This window comes from Microbacterium sp. F01 (assembly GCF_056156365.1).
In genome coordinates this window covers 2,868,675-2,882,419 of the sequence record NZ_CM149592.1, presented here as the reverse complement: position 1 = coordinate 2,882,419, position 13,745 = coordinate 2,868,675, and the positions used below count along the sequence as shown (strand labels likewise).

Sequence of the window (13,745 nt, the reverse complement as noted above, 5' to 3'; positions counted from 1 at the left end):
GCGTCACTCCGAGGCGGAGGCGTCGGCGATGTAGAGGATGTCGCTCGTGCCGCGCTCGCCGCCGTTGGAGGGCGAGTTGACCACCTCGCCGTCGAAGTACATCGTCGACGAGCCGCCGCCGTCGAGGTTGTACGCGGTGGTCGCGCCGAGGTCGAGCATGATGTCGGCGAGCTCGGTGAGGGTGACGCCCTCGCTGTAGCCGGACTGGCGGCCGTCGACGACGACGAACACGAGGTGGTTCTCGTCGATGACGCCCACGGCGGTGCGCGGCTGGTCGCCCTGGATGGAGTGGTTGCCGAAGTTCGTGTCGATCTCGACCTCTTCGATGCCGTCGACCACGACGCCGTCCTCGACGATCGCCGGGCCGAAGCTCAGGGTGTTCCACGCGCCGTCGGCGAGCAGCTCGTCGGCGGACGTGGTCGTCTCGTCGTACACCTCGACCCGCCCGTCGGTGTAGAACACGAGGCCCTGGCGGGCCGGTTCGTCGCGGAACACCACGCCGTTGCGGATCACGATGCCGGTGTCGCGGAACCCGTAGTAATCGCCGTTGATCGCGAAGATCGCACCGTTGTCGGCGGCGATCTGGCTCGTCAGCTCGGTGATGTTCTCTCCGAACTGGTCCTTCGCGAAGGCGCTCGCGAGCGTTGTCGCGTCCGACAGCGTCACATCCGCGACGTAATAGGTCACGGTGTCGGAGCCCGAGCCCTCGGTGACCGTGGAGATGGTGATCGACGTGGCGCCGTCCGAGTAGGACGTTTCCGTCACCGTGGCGTCGGTGGCGGCATCCGACGTCGACTCGGTCGTGGAGTCGACCGTGGAATTCTGCGCCTCGTACTCCGACACGTCGGCGATCTCGACGTGCTCGACGAGGAAGCGATCGGTCGCCCACACCGCGCCGGCGCCGCCCGAGAGCGCGACGACGAGACCGGAGGCGATGACGGCGTTGCGTGCCCGGCGCTTGCGGGTGCCCTTGTTCGCGCTGCTCTTCTTGTTCATGCCTCCATGGATATGCGTCGCACTTACGACGACCTTCGCTGCGCGCTATGAACCGCCTGGCGCGAGCATGTGCGTTTCACCAGACCGCAGCGCGAGCACGGAAGAACGGGGATTGTGGTGCGCGGGGAGCAAATTCTGTGATTCTTGTCATCGTGTCGGGCGCAATGCGCGGCGAATCTGCGTGGGCGTCTGACATGGTGGAGGCGTCGTCGCGAGCGCCGAGCAGGGGCTCGCGGACGCGTCGCAGCGCGATGCTGCGACACCGACCCAGAGGAACGCATGACCCGCATTGGCATCGTCGCCGAGGCGCCCGGAGAGACCCGGGTGGCCGCGACTCCGACCACCGTCCCGAAACTCATCGCCCTCGGCTACGACGTCGTCGTCGAAGCCGGAGCAGGTGCCGGCTCGTCGTTCTCCGACGCCGCCTTCGCACAGGCGGGCGCGGCCGTCGTCGACGGCGCGACGGCGTGGGCCGCGCCGGTGGTGCTGAAGGTGAACGCGCCGACGCCGGCGGAGATCGACCGGCTCGCCGACGGCGCGACGATCGTGGCGACGCTGAGTCCCGGGCTGCGACCGGATCTGGTCGAGTCGCTCGCGACGCGGGGGATCACGGCGATCGCGCTGGACGCGGTGCCGCGCATCTCGCGGGCGCAGTCGATGGATGTGCTGAGCTCGATGGCGAACATCGCCGGCTACCGGGCGGTGGTGGAGACGGCGCACGAGTTCGGGCGCTTCTTCACCGGCCAGGTCACGGCGGCGGGCAAGGTGCCGCCGGCGAAGGTGCTGGTCGCGGGCGCCGGTGTTGCGGGGCTGGCGGCGGTCGGCGCGGCGTCGAGCCTCGGTGCGATCGTGCGGGCCACCGACCCGCGGCCCGAGGTCGCCGACCAGGTGGCGTCCATCGGCGGGGAGTATCTCGAGGTCGTCGTCCCCGAGGAGGCGAGGCAGGTCTCGTCCGACGGATACGCGAAGGCGACGAGCGAGGCGTACGACCGGCGTGCGGCGGAGATCTACTCGGAGCAGGCCGCCGACGTCGACATCATCATCACGACCGCGCTCATCCCGGGGCGTCCGGCGCCGCGGCTGATCACGGCGGCGGATGTGGCCTCGATGCGCGCGGGCAGCGTTATCGTCGACATGGCGGCGGGGCAGGGCGGCAACGTCGAGGGCTCGGTCGCGGGCGAGAAGGTCGTGACCGGCAACGGCGTCGTGATCCTGGGCTACACCGACCTTCCGGGTCGCTTGCCGCAGCAGGCGTCGCAGCTGTTCGCCACGAACCTCGTCAATCTGCTGAAGCTGCTCACCCCCGGCAAGGACGGCGAGCTCACCCTGGACTTCGACGACGTCGTGCAGCGCACGGTGACCGTGGTGCAGGACGGTGCGGTCACCTGGCCCCCGCCGCCGGTGCAGGTCTCTGCGGCTCCCGCGCCGGTGAAGGGGACGGATGCTGCGCCCCCGGTGCCGCCGAAGAAACCGATGTCGACCGCGGCACGGACCGGGCTCATCGTCGCCGGTATCGCGGCGCTGTTCGCGATCTGCGCGTTCGCGCCACCGCCGCTGCCGCAGCACTTCCTGGTGCTGACGCTCGCGATCGTCGTCGGGTTCTACGTCATCGGGCACGTCGCGCACGCGCTGCACACACCGCTCATGAGCGTCACCAACGCGATCTCGGGCATCATCGTGGTCGGCGCGATGGTGCAGATCACAGTTCCCGACCTGACGGTGCAGATCCTCGCCGCGGTCGCGGTGCTGCTCGCGTCCATCAACATCTTCGGCGGCTTCGCCGTGACGCGGCGCATGCTCGCGATGTTCCAGAAGGGTGAGACCCGATGATCGCGGTCGCCGGTCAGGTCGCGGGTGCCGCATACATCGTCGCGGCGCTGCTGTTCATCCTCAGCCTCGCGGGGCTGAGCAAGCACGAGACCAGCCGTCGCGGCGTGGTGTTCGGCATCGTCGGCATGGCGATCGCGCTGGTCGCGACGGTCGTCCTGGTGGCGGCCGGCGCGTGGGGGCAGCCGTCGGGTGCGCTCGGGCTGACGCTGCTCGTTGTCGCTGTGCTGGTCGGCGCGGCGATCGGGCTGTGGCGGGCGCGCATCGTGCAGATGACCGGGATGCCGGAGCTCATCGCTCTGCTGCACTCCTTCGTGGGTCTCGCCGCGGTGCTGGTCGGCTGGAACGGCGCCCTCTACGACACCGGACTGGAAGGCGCGCTGGCCGACATCCATCACGCCGAGGTGTTCATCGGCGTCTTCATCGGCGGCGTGACCTTCACCGGATCGATCGTCGCGTTCCTCAAGCTCTCGGCGCGGATCTCGTCCAAGCCGCTGATGCTCCCCGGCAAGAACGCCCTCAACATCGGTGCGCTCGTCGCGTTCGTCGCGCTGACGGTCTGGTACGTGATCACCCCCGAGCTCTGGCTCCTCGTCGCCGTGACCCTGCTGGCGCTCGCGCTCGGCTGGCACCTGGTCGCCTCGATCGGCGGCGGCGACATGCCCGTCGTGGTGTCGATGCTCAACAGCTACTCGGGGTGGGCGGCCGCGGCGGCCGGCTTCCTGCTGAACAACGACCTGCTCATCGTCACCGGCGCGCTCGTCGGCTCTTCCGGTGCGTACCTGAGCTACATCATGTGCAAGGCGATGAACCGCTCGTTCCTGTCGGTGATCGCCGGCGGCTTCGGCATCGAGGCACCGCGCAAGGACGGCGACGAGGAGCACGGCGAGCACCGCGAGATCGACGCCGAGGCCGCCGCGGATCTGCTCGCCGGCGCCTCGACCGTCGTCATCACGCCCGGGTACGGGATGGCCGTCGCACAGGCGCAACACGGTGTCGCCGACCTCGTGCAGAAGCTGCGCGAGCGTGGCGTGGACGTGAGATTCGGCATCCACCCCGTCGCGGGACGCCTTCCCGGTCACATGAACGTGCTCCTCGCCGAGGCGAAGGTGCCCTACGACATCGTGCTCGAGATGGACGAGATCAACGACGACCTCTCGAGCGTCGACGTCGTGCTCGTCATCGGCGCGAACGACACCGTCAACCCGGCCGCCGCGGAGGACCCCTCCAGCCCGATCGCCGGTATGCCGGTCCTGCGCGTCTGGGAGGCCGATAACGTGATCGTCTTCAAGCGCTCCATGGCATCCGGATATGCGGGCGTGCAGAATCCGCTGTTCTACCGCGACAACGCGCAGATGCTCTTCGGCGACGCGAAAGAGAAAGTCGACGAGATTCTCTTCCAGCTCTCACGCTCGTGACCTCGACGATGAATCGTCGATGAAAGGGCGCGAAGCGGCGTGCGTCAGTGCGCCGCCTCGTAGGCTTCCATGACGGATGCCGGGACCCGGCCCCGCTCGGACACCTGATAGCCGTTCTGCTTGGCCCATTCGCGGACGCCGCTGTAATCCTGCTGTCCGCTGCGGCGGCGCTTGCGTCCGGCAGAGGTGGCGCTGGACGCCGCCCGGGCGGACGACACGGCGCGCGCCGCGTTGGTGTAACGCTCGAGAGCGCCGCGCAGCGCGGCGGCATTCTCATCGGTGAGGTCGATCTCGTACGCGACGCCGTCGAGCGAGAACAGGACTGTCTCGCCTTCGCCGGATTCCAAGAGGGTGCCGTCGATGTCGTCGACGAGCTGGTGAACGATTCTGCGGGCCATGAGGGAACAATACGCCGAATTGTCGCCGCAGCCTATTGGTGAATTCCGGATCGGTGGATAACCGCAGGGAAAGAATTCGGGCAGCGCCGGGAATTCGGACGCTACTGTCCGGACTTCGCCGCGAAGAGCCAGGAAATCCGGCTGCGTGTGCGACCCCGCGGATCAGGGGAGGATGCCGGCGCGACGCGCGGTGACGACCGCGGCGTGGCGGGTCGAGGCATCCAGTTTCGCCATCGCCGCCTGCAGGTACGACTTGACCGTGCCCTCCTTGAGGTCGAGGGTCGCTGCGATCTCGGCGTTGGTCGAGCCCAGTGCTGCGCACGCGAGCACGTCGATCTCGCGCGGCGACAGCCGCACGTCGAGTTCGACCGGTGGCTCGGACGCGTCGTGCGAGAGCGCAGCCAGCCGCTGTTCGAGCCGATCGAGCCGAGCGCGCAGTGCGGGATCGTCGATGATCGCCGCGATGCTGCGCAACTCGGCGTACGTCTCGCGCAGTTCTTCGCGTGTCGTCGCCGGCATCGCGGCCGGGGCGGTGCGCGGAGGGGAGAGGGTCAGCCGCCGCTGCACCTCGTCGCGGATGCGCAGTTCGCTGGAGAGCTCCTCCGCGACGGCGAATGCGGGGCGGGCGACGACGTCGCCGACCGGCGATTCCGCCCATGACCCGCAGTAGATGACGCCGCGAGCGCGCCCGCCGACCATCACGGGGACGGCGAACAGGGTCGCGATGCCCTCGCCGAGGACGGCTCGGTCGTAGTCGTGCGTGATGCTGCGTGAAGAGCCGTAGTCGAGCGCGAGCCGCGGGCGCTTCTCGACGAGAGCGCGCCCGCCGAGGCCGCGGGATGCCTCCACCACGAGACCCTCGAGATTGCGGGTGCGGGCGCCGTGGATGGACGTGACGTGGATCGCCTCGCCGAGCGCGAGGCCGCCGAAGGCGACCGGGAAGCGGGTGCGGCGCACGAGCTCGGCCACGGCATGGTCGAGCGCCTGTGCGTCACCGGGATCTCCGCCGAGGCCGTCCACGACGACGCGGACCCCCGCGCCCATGCGATCGGGGGCCGGTGCGCGATGTGGGAGGGACGCGCCCACGGCTACCTGCTTCCGGCTGACGGCGTCCTCGCCGCCTCTTTCGTAGCGTCGACCTTACCACTCGGGGGTATCGCCCCGGCGGTCGGCCCCGCTCCCCGCGGGAAGGATTGCGAGGCCCGCCGGCGAGCCGCGCGGGCCTCGCGGACTGCGGGCGGCCTACACGCACGCAGCCTCGATCGACCGCGCCTCAGCCCGCCGTCGCCGCGCCACCCGAGGCCGCCGGCGGCGCCGCCGGGATGCTCGGACCCTGTTCGAGCTCGACGAGGAATCGCTTCACCTCGGGCCGCCCGCCGTATTCGCCGAGCGAGCCGTCGGCGCGGACGACGCGGTGCACCGGAACCACCACGGAGAAGGGCGTCGTCGCGCACGCGGTGCCCACGGCGCGCGCCGCGCGCGGGATGCCCGCGGCGATCGCCACCTCCCCATAACTGGCCGTCTCGCCGTAGGGGATCTCGCACACGGCCTCGAGCGCTGCGCGTGTGAAGCCGCGAACAAGCCGCCAGTCCAGCGGCAGGTCGAACTCCTCCCGGTCGCCGTCGAAGTACTCCTCGAGCTGCGTCATCGCGCTCGTGAAGGCGTCGGCCGTGCCGGAGTCGCGGGTGGCAGCATCCGTGTCGTCGTCAGGGACCGGGAGTGCGCGCAGCTGCAAGGCCACGCGCTCGATCTCGGCGTGCAGTGGTCCGTCGAAAGGATGCAGGGTCACGATGCCGTCGGCGGTCGTGACGATCAGGATGTCGCCGATGGGCGACGGATGGACGCGGTAGCGGGGCGGATCCTCGGGGGTCATGCGACCATCCTGGCGCGGGCTGCGGACGCGGCGGCGGTCACCGACGCGATCTGTGAAGAGCGCACTCAGGATGCCGGCGGGGGAGGAGGGGGCATCCCGAACGCGCTTTCCCGCGCCGTCCAATACCGCGAAACTCAGGTCCATTGCAAGAGCCGGACACACGTCGCCTTTAGGGTGGCACGTGTGTGGCGAGCAGAACGCAGCGCCGTGTTGGGCACAGGAGACGCCGAGCGCGGGTACGACGTGACCCCGGGTGATCTCGGCCTCGCCGAGCCCGATGTCACGGTCGTCCATGTCGCCGAGAGCGAGCGCGACCGGCTCCGGCTGCAGTCCGCCGCCCTGGGCGGCAGGTCGACTCTCCTGCACTTCGTGGACGGGCAGGACGCCGCGATCGAGATCACGAAGGCACACCCCGGGAGCCTGCCGCAGTTCATCACCGGGCGCTCGACGCTGCTGTCGAACCTGTTCCGCGACGAGGTGGCGCTGCGCAACGCCCGCCTCGCCGCGCAGAGCATCACCGCGAAGGATCAGGAGCTGCGCACGACCCGCGGCCTCGACACGGTGCGGCTCGCTGTCGGCCTCGCCAACTGGCGCGTCGCGGGGATCACCTGGAGCGCGCCCGTGCTGCTCCGGCCCCTCGCGATCCGACGCCATCACGGCGACTTCGAGCTCAAGCTGCACGGGACGTTCGTGGTCAACCCCGAGTTGATCCGAGCGATGCGCACGCACTTCGGCATCATGATCGACGCCGGCGGCCTCGCTGCTCTGGCCTACGAGGGCGGCGTCTTCAAGCCGCAGCCCGTGATCGACCACATCCGGGCGCTGACCGCATCGATCGACAGCTACGCCGTGAAGCCGCGCCTGCTGGTGTCGACCTTCGCCGACGTCGGCGGCGACATGGCGCTCGATGCGGCCGATCTCGACCACCGCGTCCTCAACGCGCTCGCCGGTCACGTCGCCGACCGCGAATCGCTCACGATCCGCCGCGACGGGCCGGTGCCGACCAGCCCCGACGACCGTGCCCCTGCGGCCGACATGCTGCTGCTGGACGCCGACTCCGAGCAGGAGCGGGTGCTCGCGCGGATCGCCGACGGTCAGTCCCTCATCATCCACACCCTGCCCGGCACCGGCGGCACGCAGACCGTCATCAACGCGGTGGGCGCGCTCGTGCGCGACGGCAAGCGCGTGCTGGTGGTGAGCGCGCGCCGCTCGACGCTCGACGGCGTGCGGCATCGCCTCGCGGGCATCGGACTCCCTGGCCTCGCGGTCTCGCCCGACCGCCTGCAGCGTGACCTCATCCGTGCGATCGGCCGCAACGAGAAGGCCGAGGCGCCCAAGGTCTCCGACATCGACGACGCACTGGTGCGGCTGCGGGGCGTCCTCAGGGACTACCGCTCCGCCGTGACCACGCAGCATCCCGATTTCGGGGTGTCGGTGCTCGACATCCTCCGCGAGCTCGCCGAACTCGCCGAGCGGGGCGTCGCCCCCACGACCGAGGCGCGTTTCGACGCGGACGCGCTCGCGAGCCTCGCGACGACGCGGGAAGACGCCGCCGCCAAGCTCTCGGCCGCCGCGCGCCTGGGCGAGTTCCGCTTCGGCCCCGACGACTCGCCCTGGTACGGCGTCACGTTCGCGACCGTGGAGGAGGCCCGCGGCGCGCACGCGCTCGCCGGCAAGCTGCACCGCAGCGATGTGCCGACCCTGCTGGAGCGCGGCTACGAGCTCATCGCGCAGACGCGCATGCGGCCGTTCCAGACCGTCGCCGAGCTCGGCGTGTACCTGCGTCTGCTCCGCGGCATCCGCGACTCGCTCGACAAGTTCAGCCTGACGGTCTTCGAGCGACCGCTGGCCGAGCTCATCCAGGCGCACGCGCCGCGTCGCGACGCGCCGGAGATGAACGGCGCGAACCGGCGGCGCCTGCGCCGCCTGTCGCGCGAGTACCTGCGCCCCGGCGTGCATGTACCCGACATGTACGAGGCACTGGTGCGCATCCAGCAGCAGCGCACGGAGTGGCAGCGCTACGTCGACGCGGGGGTCACTCCCGAGGTGCCCCTCGGTCTCGGCGACGTCCAGGTCGCCTGGCAGCGCGTCGACGCCGAACTCGGCGAGGTGGACGCGGTACTCGGCCGCACGGGCGCCGACCGGCTCGCGACGCTCCCGGTGAAGCAGCTCGTGCGCACGCTCGCCGGCCTCGCCGCCGATTCCGACGTGTTCGACAACCTCAAAGAGCGGGCGACGCTGCGCTCCGAGCTCGCCGCCATGGGCCTCGAGCCCCTCCTCCTCGAGCTGTCGGTGCGGCACGTGCCCGAAGACGAGGTGGCCGCCGAGCTCGAGTACGCATGGTGGCAGTCCGCCCTCGAGCTGCTGCTGCGCACCGACCGCGCGGTGCTCGGTGCGAACACCGCCGTCGTCGACCGGCTGGAGCGCGACTTCCGGCTCGTCGACGAAGCCCATGCCGCAGCATCCGGTCCCCTCCTCGCCGCCCATCTCGCCACGCAATGGCGGATCGGGATCGTCGACCACCGCTCCGAGGCCGACGGGCTCAAGCAGGCGCTGAAACGCGGCGCGATCACCCCGGCCGAGCTGGCGTCGGTGGCGCCCACCCTCTCGCGCACCGTGGCACCCGTGTGGCTGGCCTCGCCCTACGAGGTGCCCCGCATCCCCGAGGCGGTCACGTTCGACGTCGTCGTCATGGCGGATGCTGCCGCCCTGTGTCTCGCCGAGGCCTCGCCGGCGCTCCGCCGGGCGGGGCAGGTCGTGGCGTTCGGCGACCCGGTGACGCAGAAGCCGACGCCGTTCCGCGTCTCCGCGGGCTCCGCGATGTCGGCCGCCGTGCCGCCGCCGCAGGCAGGCGGGAACGGCGCGCCCGCCGACACCGAGGACGACGATGAAGCGCCGTTCGACAGCACGAGCGTGTTCGAGCGCCTCGCCGAACTGCTGCCCGTCGAGACGCTCACCCGCAGCTACCGGGCCGGCGGCGAGGATCTCGCCGCGCTCGTGAACGACGCGTTCTACGGCGGCGAGCTCGTGTCCCTGCCCTGGGCGGGCTCGTACCTCGGCCGCGGCAGCCTGGCGGTCGACTACGTCGAAGGCGGGCACGGCACGCCGGACCCCATCACAGGGGCGGTCGAGAGCCCCGACTCCGAGGTCGCCCGCGTCGTGACGCTCGTCGTCGAGCACGCCGTCAACCGGGGCACCGAGTCGCTCATGGTGGTCACGGCGAGCGTGCGGCACGCTGAGCGCATCCGCGCCGCCGTCGAGGCCGCGTTCGCCGGCCGCTCCGACGTCGCCGACTTCGTCTCGCGCGACACCGCCGAGCCGTTCGCGGTGCTCACCCTCGAGGAGTCGGTGGCCGAGAGCCGCGACCGCGTGATCTTCTCGCTCGGCTTCGGCCTCACCAAGCACGGTCGCGTGCTGAGTGACTTCGGCGACCTGTCGTCGCCCGATGGCGAGCGACTGCTCACCGTCGGCATGACGCGCGCGAGGCGGTCGATGGTCATCGTGTCGTCGATCCGGCCCTCGGCATTCGACGACGGGCGCCTCGAGTACGGCGCCGCGACCCTCATGTCGATCCTGGGCGGCATCGCCGCCCGCTCGCGTGAGGCGCGGCTCGAAGACCTCGCCGACCCGCTCACTCGGGCCCTGGCGCGGGAGCTCCGCCGCGCGGGGCTCTCGGTGGACGTGCACTACCGGGGCCTGCTGCCCCTCGTCGCGCAGTACGACGGCAAGGCGGTCGTGGTCGAGAGCGACCCCGAGACGATCGGGGAGTCGCTGCGCGAGTCGCTGCGGTTGCGCCCGCAGATCCTGCGGCGCCTCGGCTGGCACTACGTGCGCGTGCACTCGTTCGACCTGTACCGAGACCCGGCCGACGTCGCGCAGCGCATCGCCGCGATGCTGGGCGTTCCGCCCGATGCTCCCCGGGTCGACAACGAGACCCAGCCCATCGATGTCATCGAGTGACCGGCAGCGGATCGAGCGCGTCAAGGGCTCCCGTCGTGCGAAGCTGACGCCCGCGCCCGGGACCACGGCCGAGCCGATCCCGGCTGATGAGAAGGCGACGGATGCCGCGTCCCCGACCGGCCCCGAAGGCCAGCCGAACGCGGCATCCGATTCAGCCGGTCCGAACGATGAGCGCCTGCGGCGCGACGTTCCGCCGCACTACTGACGCGGCTCAGGAACGAGCGGTCGTCTGAGGCTGGTTCCCCTGCGTGTCGAGCAGGTCGCGGATCTGCACGAGCAGTTCCTGCTCGGTGGGAAGCTTCGGCTCCTCGTCGGCGGGGCTGACTCCGGCGCGCGCCGCCGCGCGCTCCTTGATGTGGTTCATCGGATAGACGAACACGAAATACACGACGACCGCGACGGCGAGGAAGTTGATGATCGCGCCGAGGATCATGCCGAATCCGAAGAACACCTCGTCGCCGTTGATGTTCGTGACGGTCCAACCGACCTGATCCAGGCTGCTGGCGTTGAACACCAGCGCGATGAGGGGATTGATGAGTCCGGCGACGATGGCGTTGACGATCGCCGTGAACGCGGCGCCGATGACGACCGCGACCGCCAGGTCGATGACGTTGCCGCGGAGAATGAATTCCTTGAAGCCCTTGATCACGTGTACCCCCTGGGTGTCGGTCCGCGTCTGGGGCGCCGGAGGATCAGGCTCCGGACGACGCGGGCGAGGCTTTCGCCTCGGTCTTCGATGATGTCGAAGTCGACGAGGACGCGCCACCCGAGGCATCCGATCCACCGCTCGATCCCGAGTCGGAGGACTTCGCGCCCGCGCGGGAATCGGTGCGGTAGAAACCGGAGCCGTTGAAGGTCACTCCGATCGAGCCGTACTCCTTGCGGAGTGGTCCGCCGCACTCCGGGCACTCGGTCAGGGTCGGGTCGGCGAAGGACTGCACGGCGTCGAAGCGGTGGCCGCACTGCTTGCAGGCGTAGGCGTAGGTGGGCATGTTCTCTCGGTTTCCGGCTGTCAGCGCCGCGTGGGCGCGAGGGTGATGGTGCGCGTGGGCGTGACGACGCCGGTGACGCGCTCGTCGAGTTCGTCGCTCGGCAGCTCGTCCACGAACTCCGAGTCGAAGACGACGGCGTAGACGGGAGGGCACCGCTCCATCGACCCGAGGGTCTTGTCGTAGAAGCCGCGTCCCCAGCCGAGCCGCATCCCGGTGCGGTCGACGGAGGCGGCGGGGATCACGAGGAGGTCGACGTCGTTGACCGCGATCGGGCCGAGCACCTCGCCGACCGGTTCGGGCAGTCCGTACATTCCTTCGGCGATGTCGCCCTCGGGGGTGGCGACCGCCCAGTCGAGCAGGCCGTCGGCCCGCGTCACGGGAAGGAGGACACGGATGCCGCGGGCCACGGCATCCGCCACGAAGGAGCGGGTGCCCGGCTCGGACGTGGTCGACAGGAAGCACGAGATCGAGCGGGCGCCGTGCTCGGCCACGAGGGCGTCGAGCTGGGCGTGGACGCCCGCTTCGGCGGTCTCGCGTGCGTGCGGCGAGATGAGCTGGCGTCGCTCGCGGAGCTCGGCGCGCAGGGCGCGCTTCGCATCGGCGATGGCGTCGGACATGGTGTCGATTGTACGGCGCGGAGTATCGCACACCGTCCGCTCGGACGAGAAGGCCTGGTCGCCGCACCTAGACTCTGAGCATGGCGCATACCTCCATCAAGGCAGTCATCCCCGCGGCGGGCCTCGGCACCCGCTTCCTCCCCGCAACGAAGGCGATGCCGAAGGAGATGCTTCCCGTCGTCGACAAGCCGGCGATCCAGTACGTGGTCGAGGAGGCCGCCCAGGCCGGCATCGATGACATCCTCGTCATCATCGGTCGCAACAAGAACGCGATCTCGAACCACTTCGACTCGGTCCCCGAGCTGGAGGAGAAGCTGAAGGACAAGGGCGACACCGACCGGCTGCACCGCGTGCTCGAGTCGAGCGACCTCGCCGACATCCACTTCGTGCGTCAGGGCGAGCCCAAGGGGCTCGGCCACGCGGTGCTGCGGGCGAAGGCCCACGTCGGCGACTCGTCGTTCGCCGTCATGCTCGGTGACGACCTCATCGACGAGCGCGACGAGCTGCTGACCACCATGATCGCGGAGCACGAGCGCACCGGAGCGGCGATCATCGCTCTCATGGAGGTCGACCCCGAGCACATCAACCTCTATGGCGTCGCGTCGGTGGAGTCCACCGACGGCAACGGCATCGTGAAGGTCAACGGGCTCGTCGAGAAGCCCAAGGCCGAGGACGCACCGTCGAACCTGGCCGTGATCGGGCGCTATGTGCTCTCCCCGAACGTGTTCGAGATCCTCGAGCGCACCGAGCCCGGCAAGGGCGGCGAGATCCAGCTCACCGACGCGCTCCAGGAACTCGCGACGGACCCGGAGGGCCCCGGCGTCTACGGCGTCGTTTTCCGTGGCCGTCGCTATGACACCGGCGATAGGGTGGACTACATCAAGGCCATCGTGCAGCTGGCGGCCGATCGCGAAGATCTCGGTCCTGCGCTGCGTCCCTGGTTCAAGGATTTCGCGGCGAACCTCTGACGCCGCCCGATCGAGGGAGTCTCGTGGATCTGTCGGCTCCCCGCAGGCACGGCTCGGTGGCGATCCGGCTCGTCCGTCAGCGCGATGCGCGCGTGCTGCAGAACGAGCTGCTGTCCAATCGCGGCTGGCTGCGCCCGTGGGAGGCGACGAGTCCCGACGGGCCGGTGTCGTTCGACATGCGCGTCGGCGTCCGCCGGCTTCTCCAGCAGTACCGCGACGGTGTCGGCGTGCCCTTCGTCATGGAGTCCGACGGTGAGGTCGCCGGCCAGCTGAACGTGTGGGGGATCGCGCGGGGCTCGCTGGCGTCGGCGACGATCGGGTACTGGGTGAGCGAGCGGTTCGCCGGGCGCGGCATCACGCCGACGGCTGTGGCGCTCGCGACCGACATCTGCTTCTCGGAGCTGCGCCTGCACCGCATGGAGATCTGCATCCGCCCCGAGAACCGCGCGAGCCTGCGCGTGGTCGAGAAGCTCGGCTTCCGCTACGAGGGGCTGCGTCGCCGTTTCATCCACATCGACGGCGATTGGCGCGATCACTACGCGTTCGCGCTCGTGCGCGAAGACGTGCCCGAGGGTGTTCTGCAACGCTGGATCTCGGGCCGGGCGCCGCAGGATGCGGCCACCGTCCCGCCCGCGGACCGGCTGCACGCATAGGTCGTCCGGTTGTTGAGTCCGACCCCCGGCGGCGGGTGTCCGC

13 protein-coding genes are annotated in these 13,745 nt (G+C 70.2%); 6 read left to right on the top strand and 7 right to left on the bottom strand.

The window, feature by feature from the left end:
* Positions 1-3: 3 nt before the first annotated feature.
* Positions 4-996: a phosphodiester glycosidase family protein gene (locus tag ACVN90_RS13270; RefSeq protein ID WP_475098705.1), complete on the bottom strand. Its 993-nt coding sequence runs from the start codon at positions 994-996 to the stop codon at positions 4-6.
* A 279-nt stretch (positions 997-1,275) separates the two neighbouring features.
* Here ACVN90_RS13270 and ACVN90_RS13265 point away from each other — a divergent pair, with 279 nt between their 5' ends.
* Together ACVN90_RS13265 and pntB are read left to right on the top strand one after the other, a co-directional pair.
* A complete protein-coding gene (locus ACVN90_RS13265) occupies positions 1,276-2,826 on the top strand; it encodes a Re/Si-specific NAD(P)(+) transhydrogenase subunit alpha (protein WP_475098704.1) in 1,551 nt (516 codons plus the stop codon).
* A complete protein-coding gene (gene pntB / locus ACVN90_RS13260; RefSeq protein WP_475098703.1) occupies positions 2,823-4,241 on the top strand; it encodes a Re/Si-specific NAD(P)(+) transhydrogenase subunit beta in 1,419 nt (472 codons plus the stop codon). The genes ACVN90_RS13265 and pntB overlap by 4 nt, the downstream gene beginning before the upstream one ends.
* A 44-nt stretch (positions 4,242-4,285) precedes the next feature.
* On the opposite strand, the gene ACVN90_RS13255 is transcribed toward pntB, so the two are convergent.
* From ACVN90_RS13255 to ACVN90_RS13245, 3 genes are all read right to left on the bottom strand, one after another.
* Positions 4,286-4,639, bottom strand: a complete 354-nt coding sequence (locus tag ACVN90_RS13255) for a histone-like nucleoid-structuring protein Lsr2 (RefSeq protein WP_475098702.1) — start codon at positions 4,637-4,639, stop codon at positions 4,286-4,288.
* Between the two features lie 162 nt (positions 4,640-4,801).
* Positions 4,802-5,683, bottom strand: coding sequence for a LuxR C-terminal-related transcriptional regulator (locus ACVN90_RS13250; RefSeq protein ID WP_475102126.1), 882 nt, complete (start codon positions 5,681-5,683; stop codon positions 4,802-4,804).
* 229 nt (positions 5,684-5,912) lie between these two features.
* The gene (locus ACVN90_RS13245; protein WP_475098701.1) at positions 5,913-6,512 is read right to left on the bottom strand and encodes a methylated-DNA--[protein]-cysteine S-methyltransferase; all 600 of its coding nucleotides are present in this window, start codon (positions 6,510-6,512) and stop codon (positions 5,913-5,915) included.
* A 210-nt stretch (positions 6,513-6,722) separates the two neighbouring features.
* Here ACVN90_RS13245 and ACVN90_RS13240 point away from each other — a divergent pair, with 210 nt between their 5' ends.
* Both ACVN90_RS13240 and ACVN90_RS13235 read left to right on the top strand, forming a co-directional pair.
* The gene (locus tag ACVN90_RS13240) at positions 6,723-10,472 is read left to right on the top strand and encodes an AAA family ATPase (RefSeq protein ID WP_475102125.1); all 3,750 of its coding nucleotides are present in this window, start codon (positions 6,723-6,725) and stop codon (positions 10,470-10,472) included.
* Positions 10,459-10,677, top strand: coding sequence for a hypothetical protein (locus tag ACVN90_RS13235; RefSeq protein WP_475098700.1), 219 nt, complete (start codon positions 10,459-10,461; stop codon positions 10,675-10,677). Before ACVN90_RS13240 ends, ACVN90_RS13235 begins: the two co-directional genes overlap by 14 nt.
* Before the next feature lie 6 nt (positions 10,678-10,683).
* Here the strand turns inward: ACVN90_RS13235 and mscL are convergent, their stop codons facing one another.
* The 3 genes from mscL to ACVN90_RS13220 are packed head-to-tail and all read right to left on the bottom strand — an operon-like array spanning position 10,684 to position 12,081.
* The gene (gene mscL / locus ACVN90_RS13230) at positions 10,684-11,121 is read right to left on the bottom strand and encodes a large conductance mechanosensitive channel protein MscL (protein ID WP_475098699.1); all 438 of its coding nucleotides are present in this window, start codon (positions 11,119-11,121) and stop codon (positions 10,684-10,686) included.
* Between the two features lie 43 nt (positions 11,122-11,164).
* Positions 11,165-11,464 carry an FmdB family zinc ribbon protein gene (locus ACVN90_RS13225; protein ID WP_475098698.1) on the bottom strand — a complete coding sequence of 100 codons (300 nt, stop codon included), beginning with the start codon at positions 11,462-11,464 and terminating at the stop codon, positions 11,165-11,167.
* 20 nt (positions 11,465-11,484) lie between these two features.
* Positions 11,485-12,081, bottom strand: a complete 597-nt coding sequence (locus ACVN90_RS13220) for a 5-formyltetrahydrofolate cyclo-ligase (RefSeq protein WP_475098697.1) — start codon at positions 12,079-12,081, stop codon at positions 11,485-11,487.
* A gap of 80 nt (positions 12,082-12,161) precedes the next feature.
* Here ACVN90_RS13220 and galU point away from each other — a divergent pair, with 80 nt between their 5' ends.
* Both galU and ACVN90_RS13210 read left to right on the top strand, forming a co-directional pair.
* A complete protein-coding gene (galU, locus tag ACVN90_RS13215) occupies positions 12,162-13,049 on the top strand; it encodes a UTP--glucose-1-phosphate uridylyltransferase GalU (protein WP_475098696.1) in 888 nt (295 codons plus the stop codon).
* Between the two features lie 23 nt (positions 13,050-13,072).
* Complete coding sequence (locus tag ACVN90_RS13210; RefSeq protein WP_475098695.1) at positions 13,073-13,702, top strand: GNAT family N-acetyltransferase; 630 nt, start codon at positions 13,073-13,075, stop codon at positions 13,700-13,702.
* Positions 13,703-13,745 lie beyond the last annotated feature (43 nt).

Bases quoted from the DNA above. Each gene is read 5' to 3' on its own strand.
- ACVN90_RS13270 (WP_475098705.1), bottom strand. From the start codon at position 996: ATGAACAAGAAGAGCAGCGCGAACAAGGGCACCCGCAAGCGCCGGGCA.
- ACVN90_RS13265 (WP_475098704.1), top strand. From the start codon at position 1,276: ATGACCCGCATTGGCATCGTCGCCGAGGCGCCCGGAGAGACCCGGGTG.
- pntB (WP_475098703.1), top strand. From the start codon at position 2,823: ATGATCGCGGTCGCCGGTCAGGTCGCGGGTGCCGCATACATCGTCGCG.
- ACVN90_RS13255 (WP_475098702.1), bottom strand. From the start codon at position 4,639: ATGGCCCGCAGAATCGTTCACCAGCTCGTCGACGACATCGACGGCACC.
- ACVN90_RS13250 (WP_475102126.1), bottom strand. From the start codon at position 5,683: ATGGGCGCGGGGGTCCGCGTCGTCGTGGACGGCCTCGGCGGAGATCCC.
- ACVN90_RS13245 (WP_475098701.1), bottom strand. From the start codon at position 6,512: ATGACCCCCGAGGATCCGCCCCGCTACCGCGTCCATCCGTCGCCCATC.
- ACVN90_RS13235 (WP_475098700.1), top strand. From the start codon at position 10,459: ATGTCATCGAGTGACCGGCAGCGGATCGAGCGCGTCAAGGGCTCCCGT.
- ACVN90_RS13225 (WP_475098698.1), bottom strand. From the start codon at position 11,464: ATGCCCACCTACGCCTACGCCTGCAAGCAGTGCGGCCACCGCTTCGAC.
- ACVN90_RS13220 (WP_475098697.1), bottom strand. From the start codon at position 12,081: ATGTCCGACGCCATCGCCGATGCGAAGCGCGCCCTGCGCGCCGAGCTC.
- galU (WP_475098696.1), top strand. From the start codon at position 12,162: ATGGCGCATACCTCCATCAAGGCAGTCATCCCCGCGGCGGGCCTCGGC.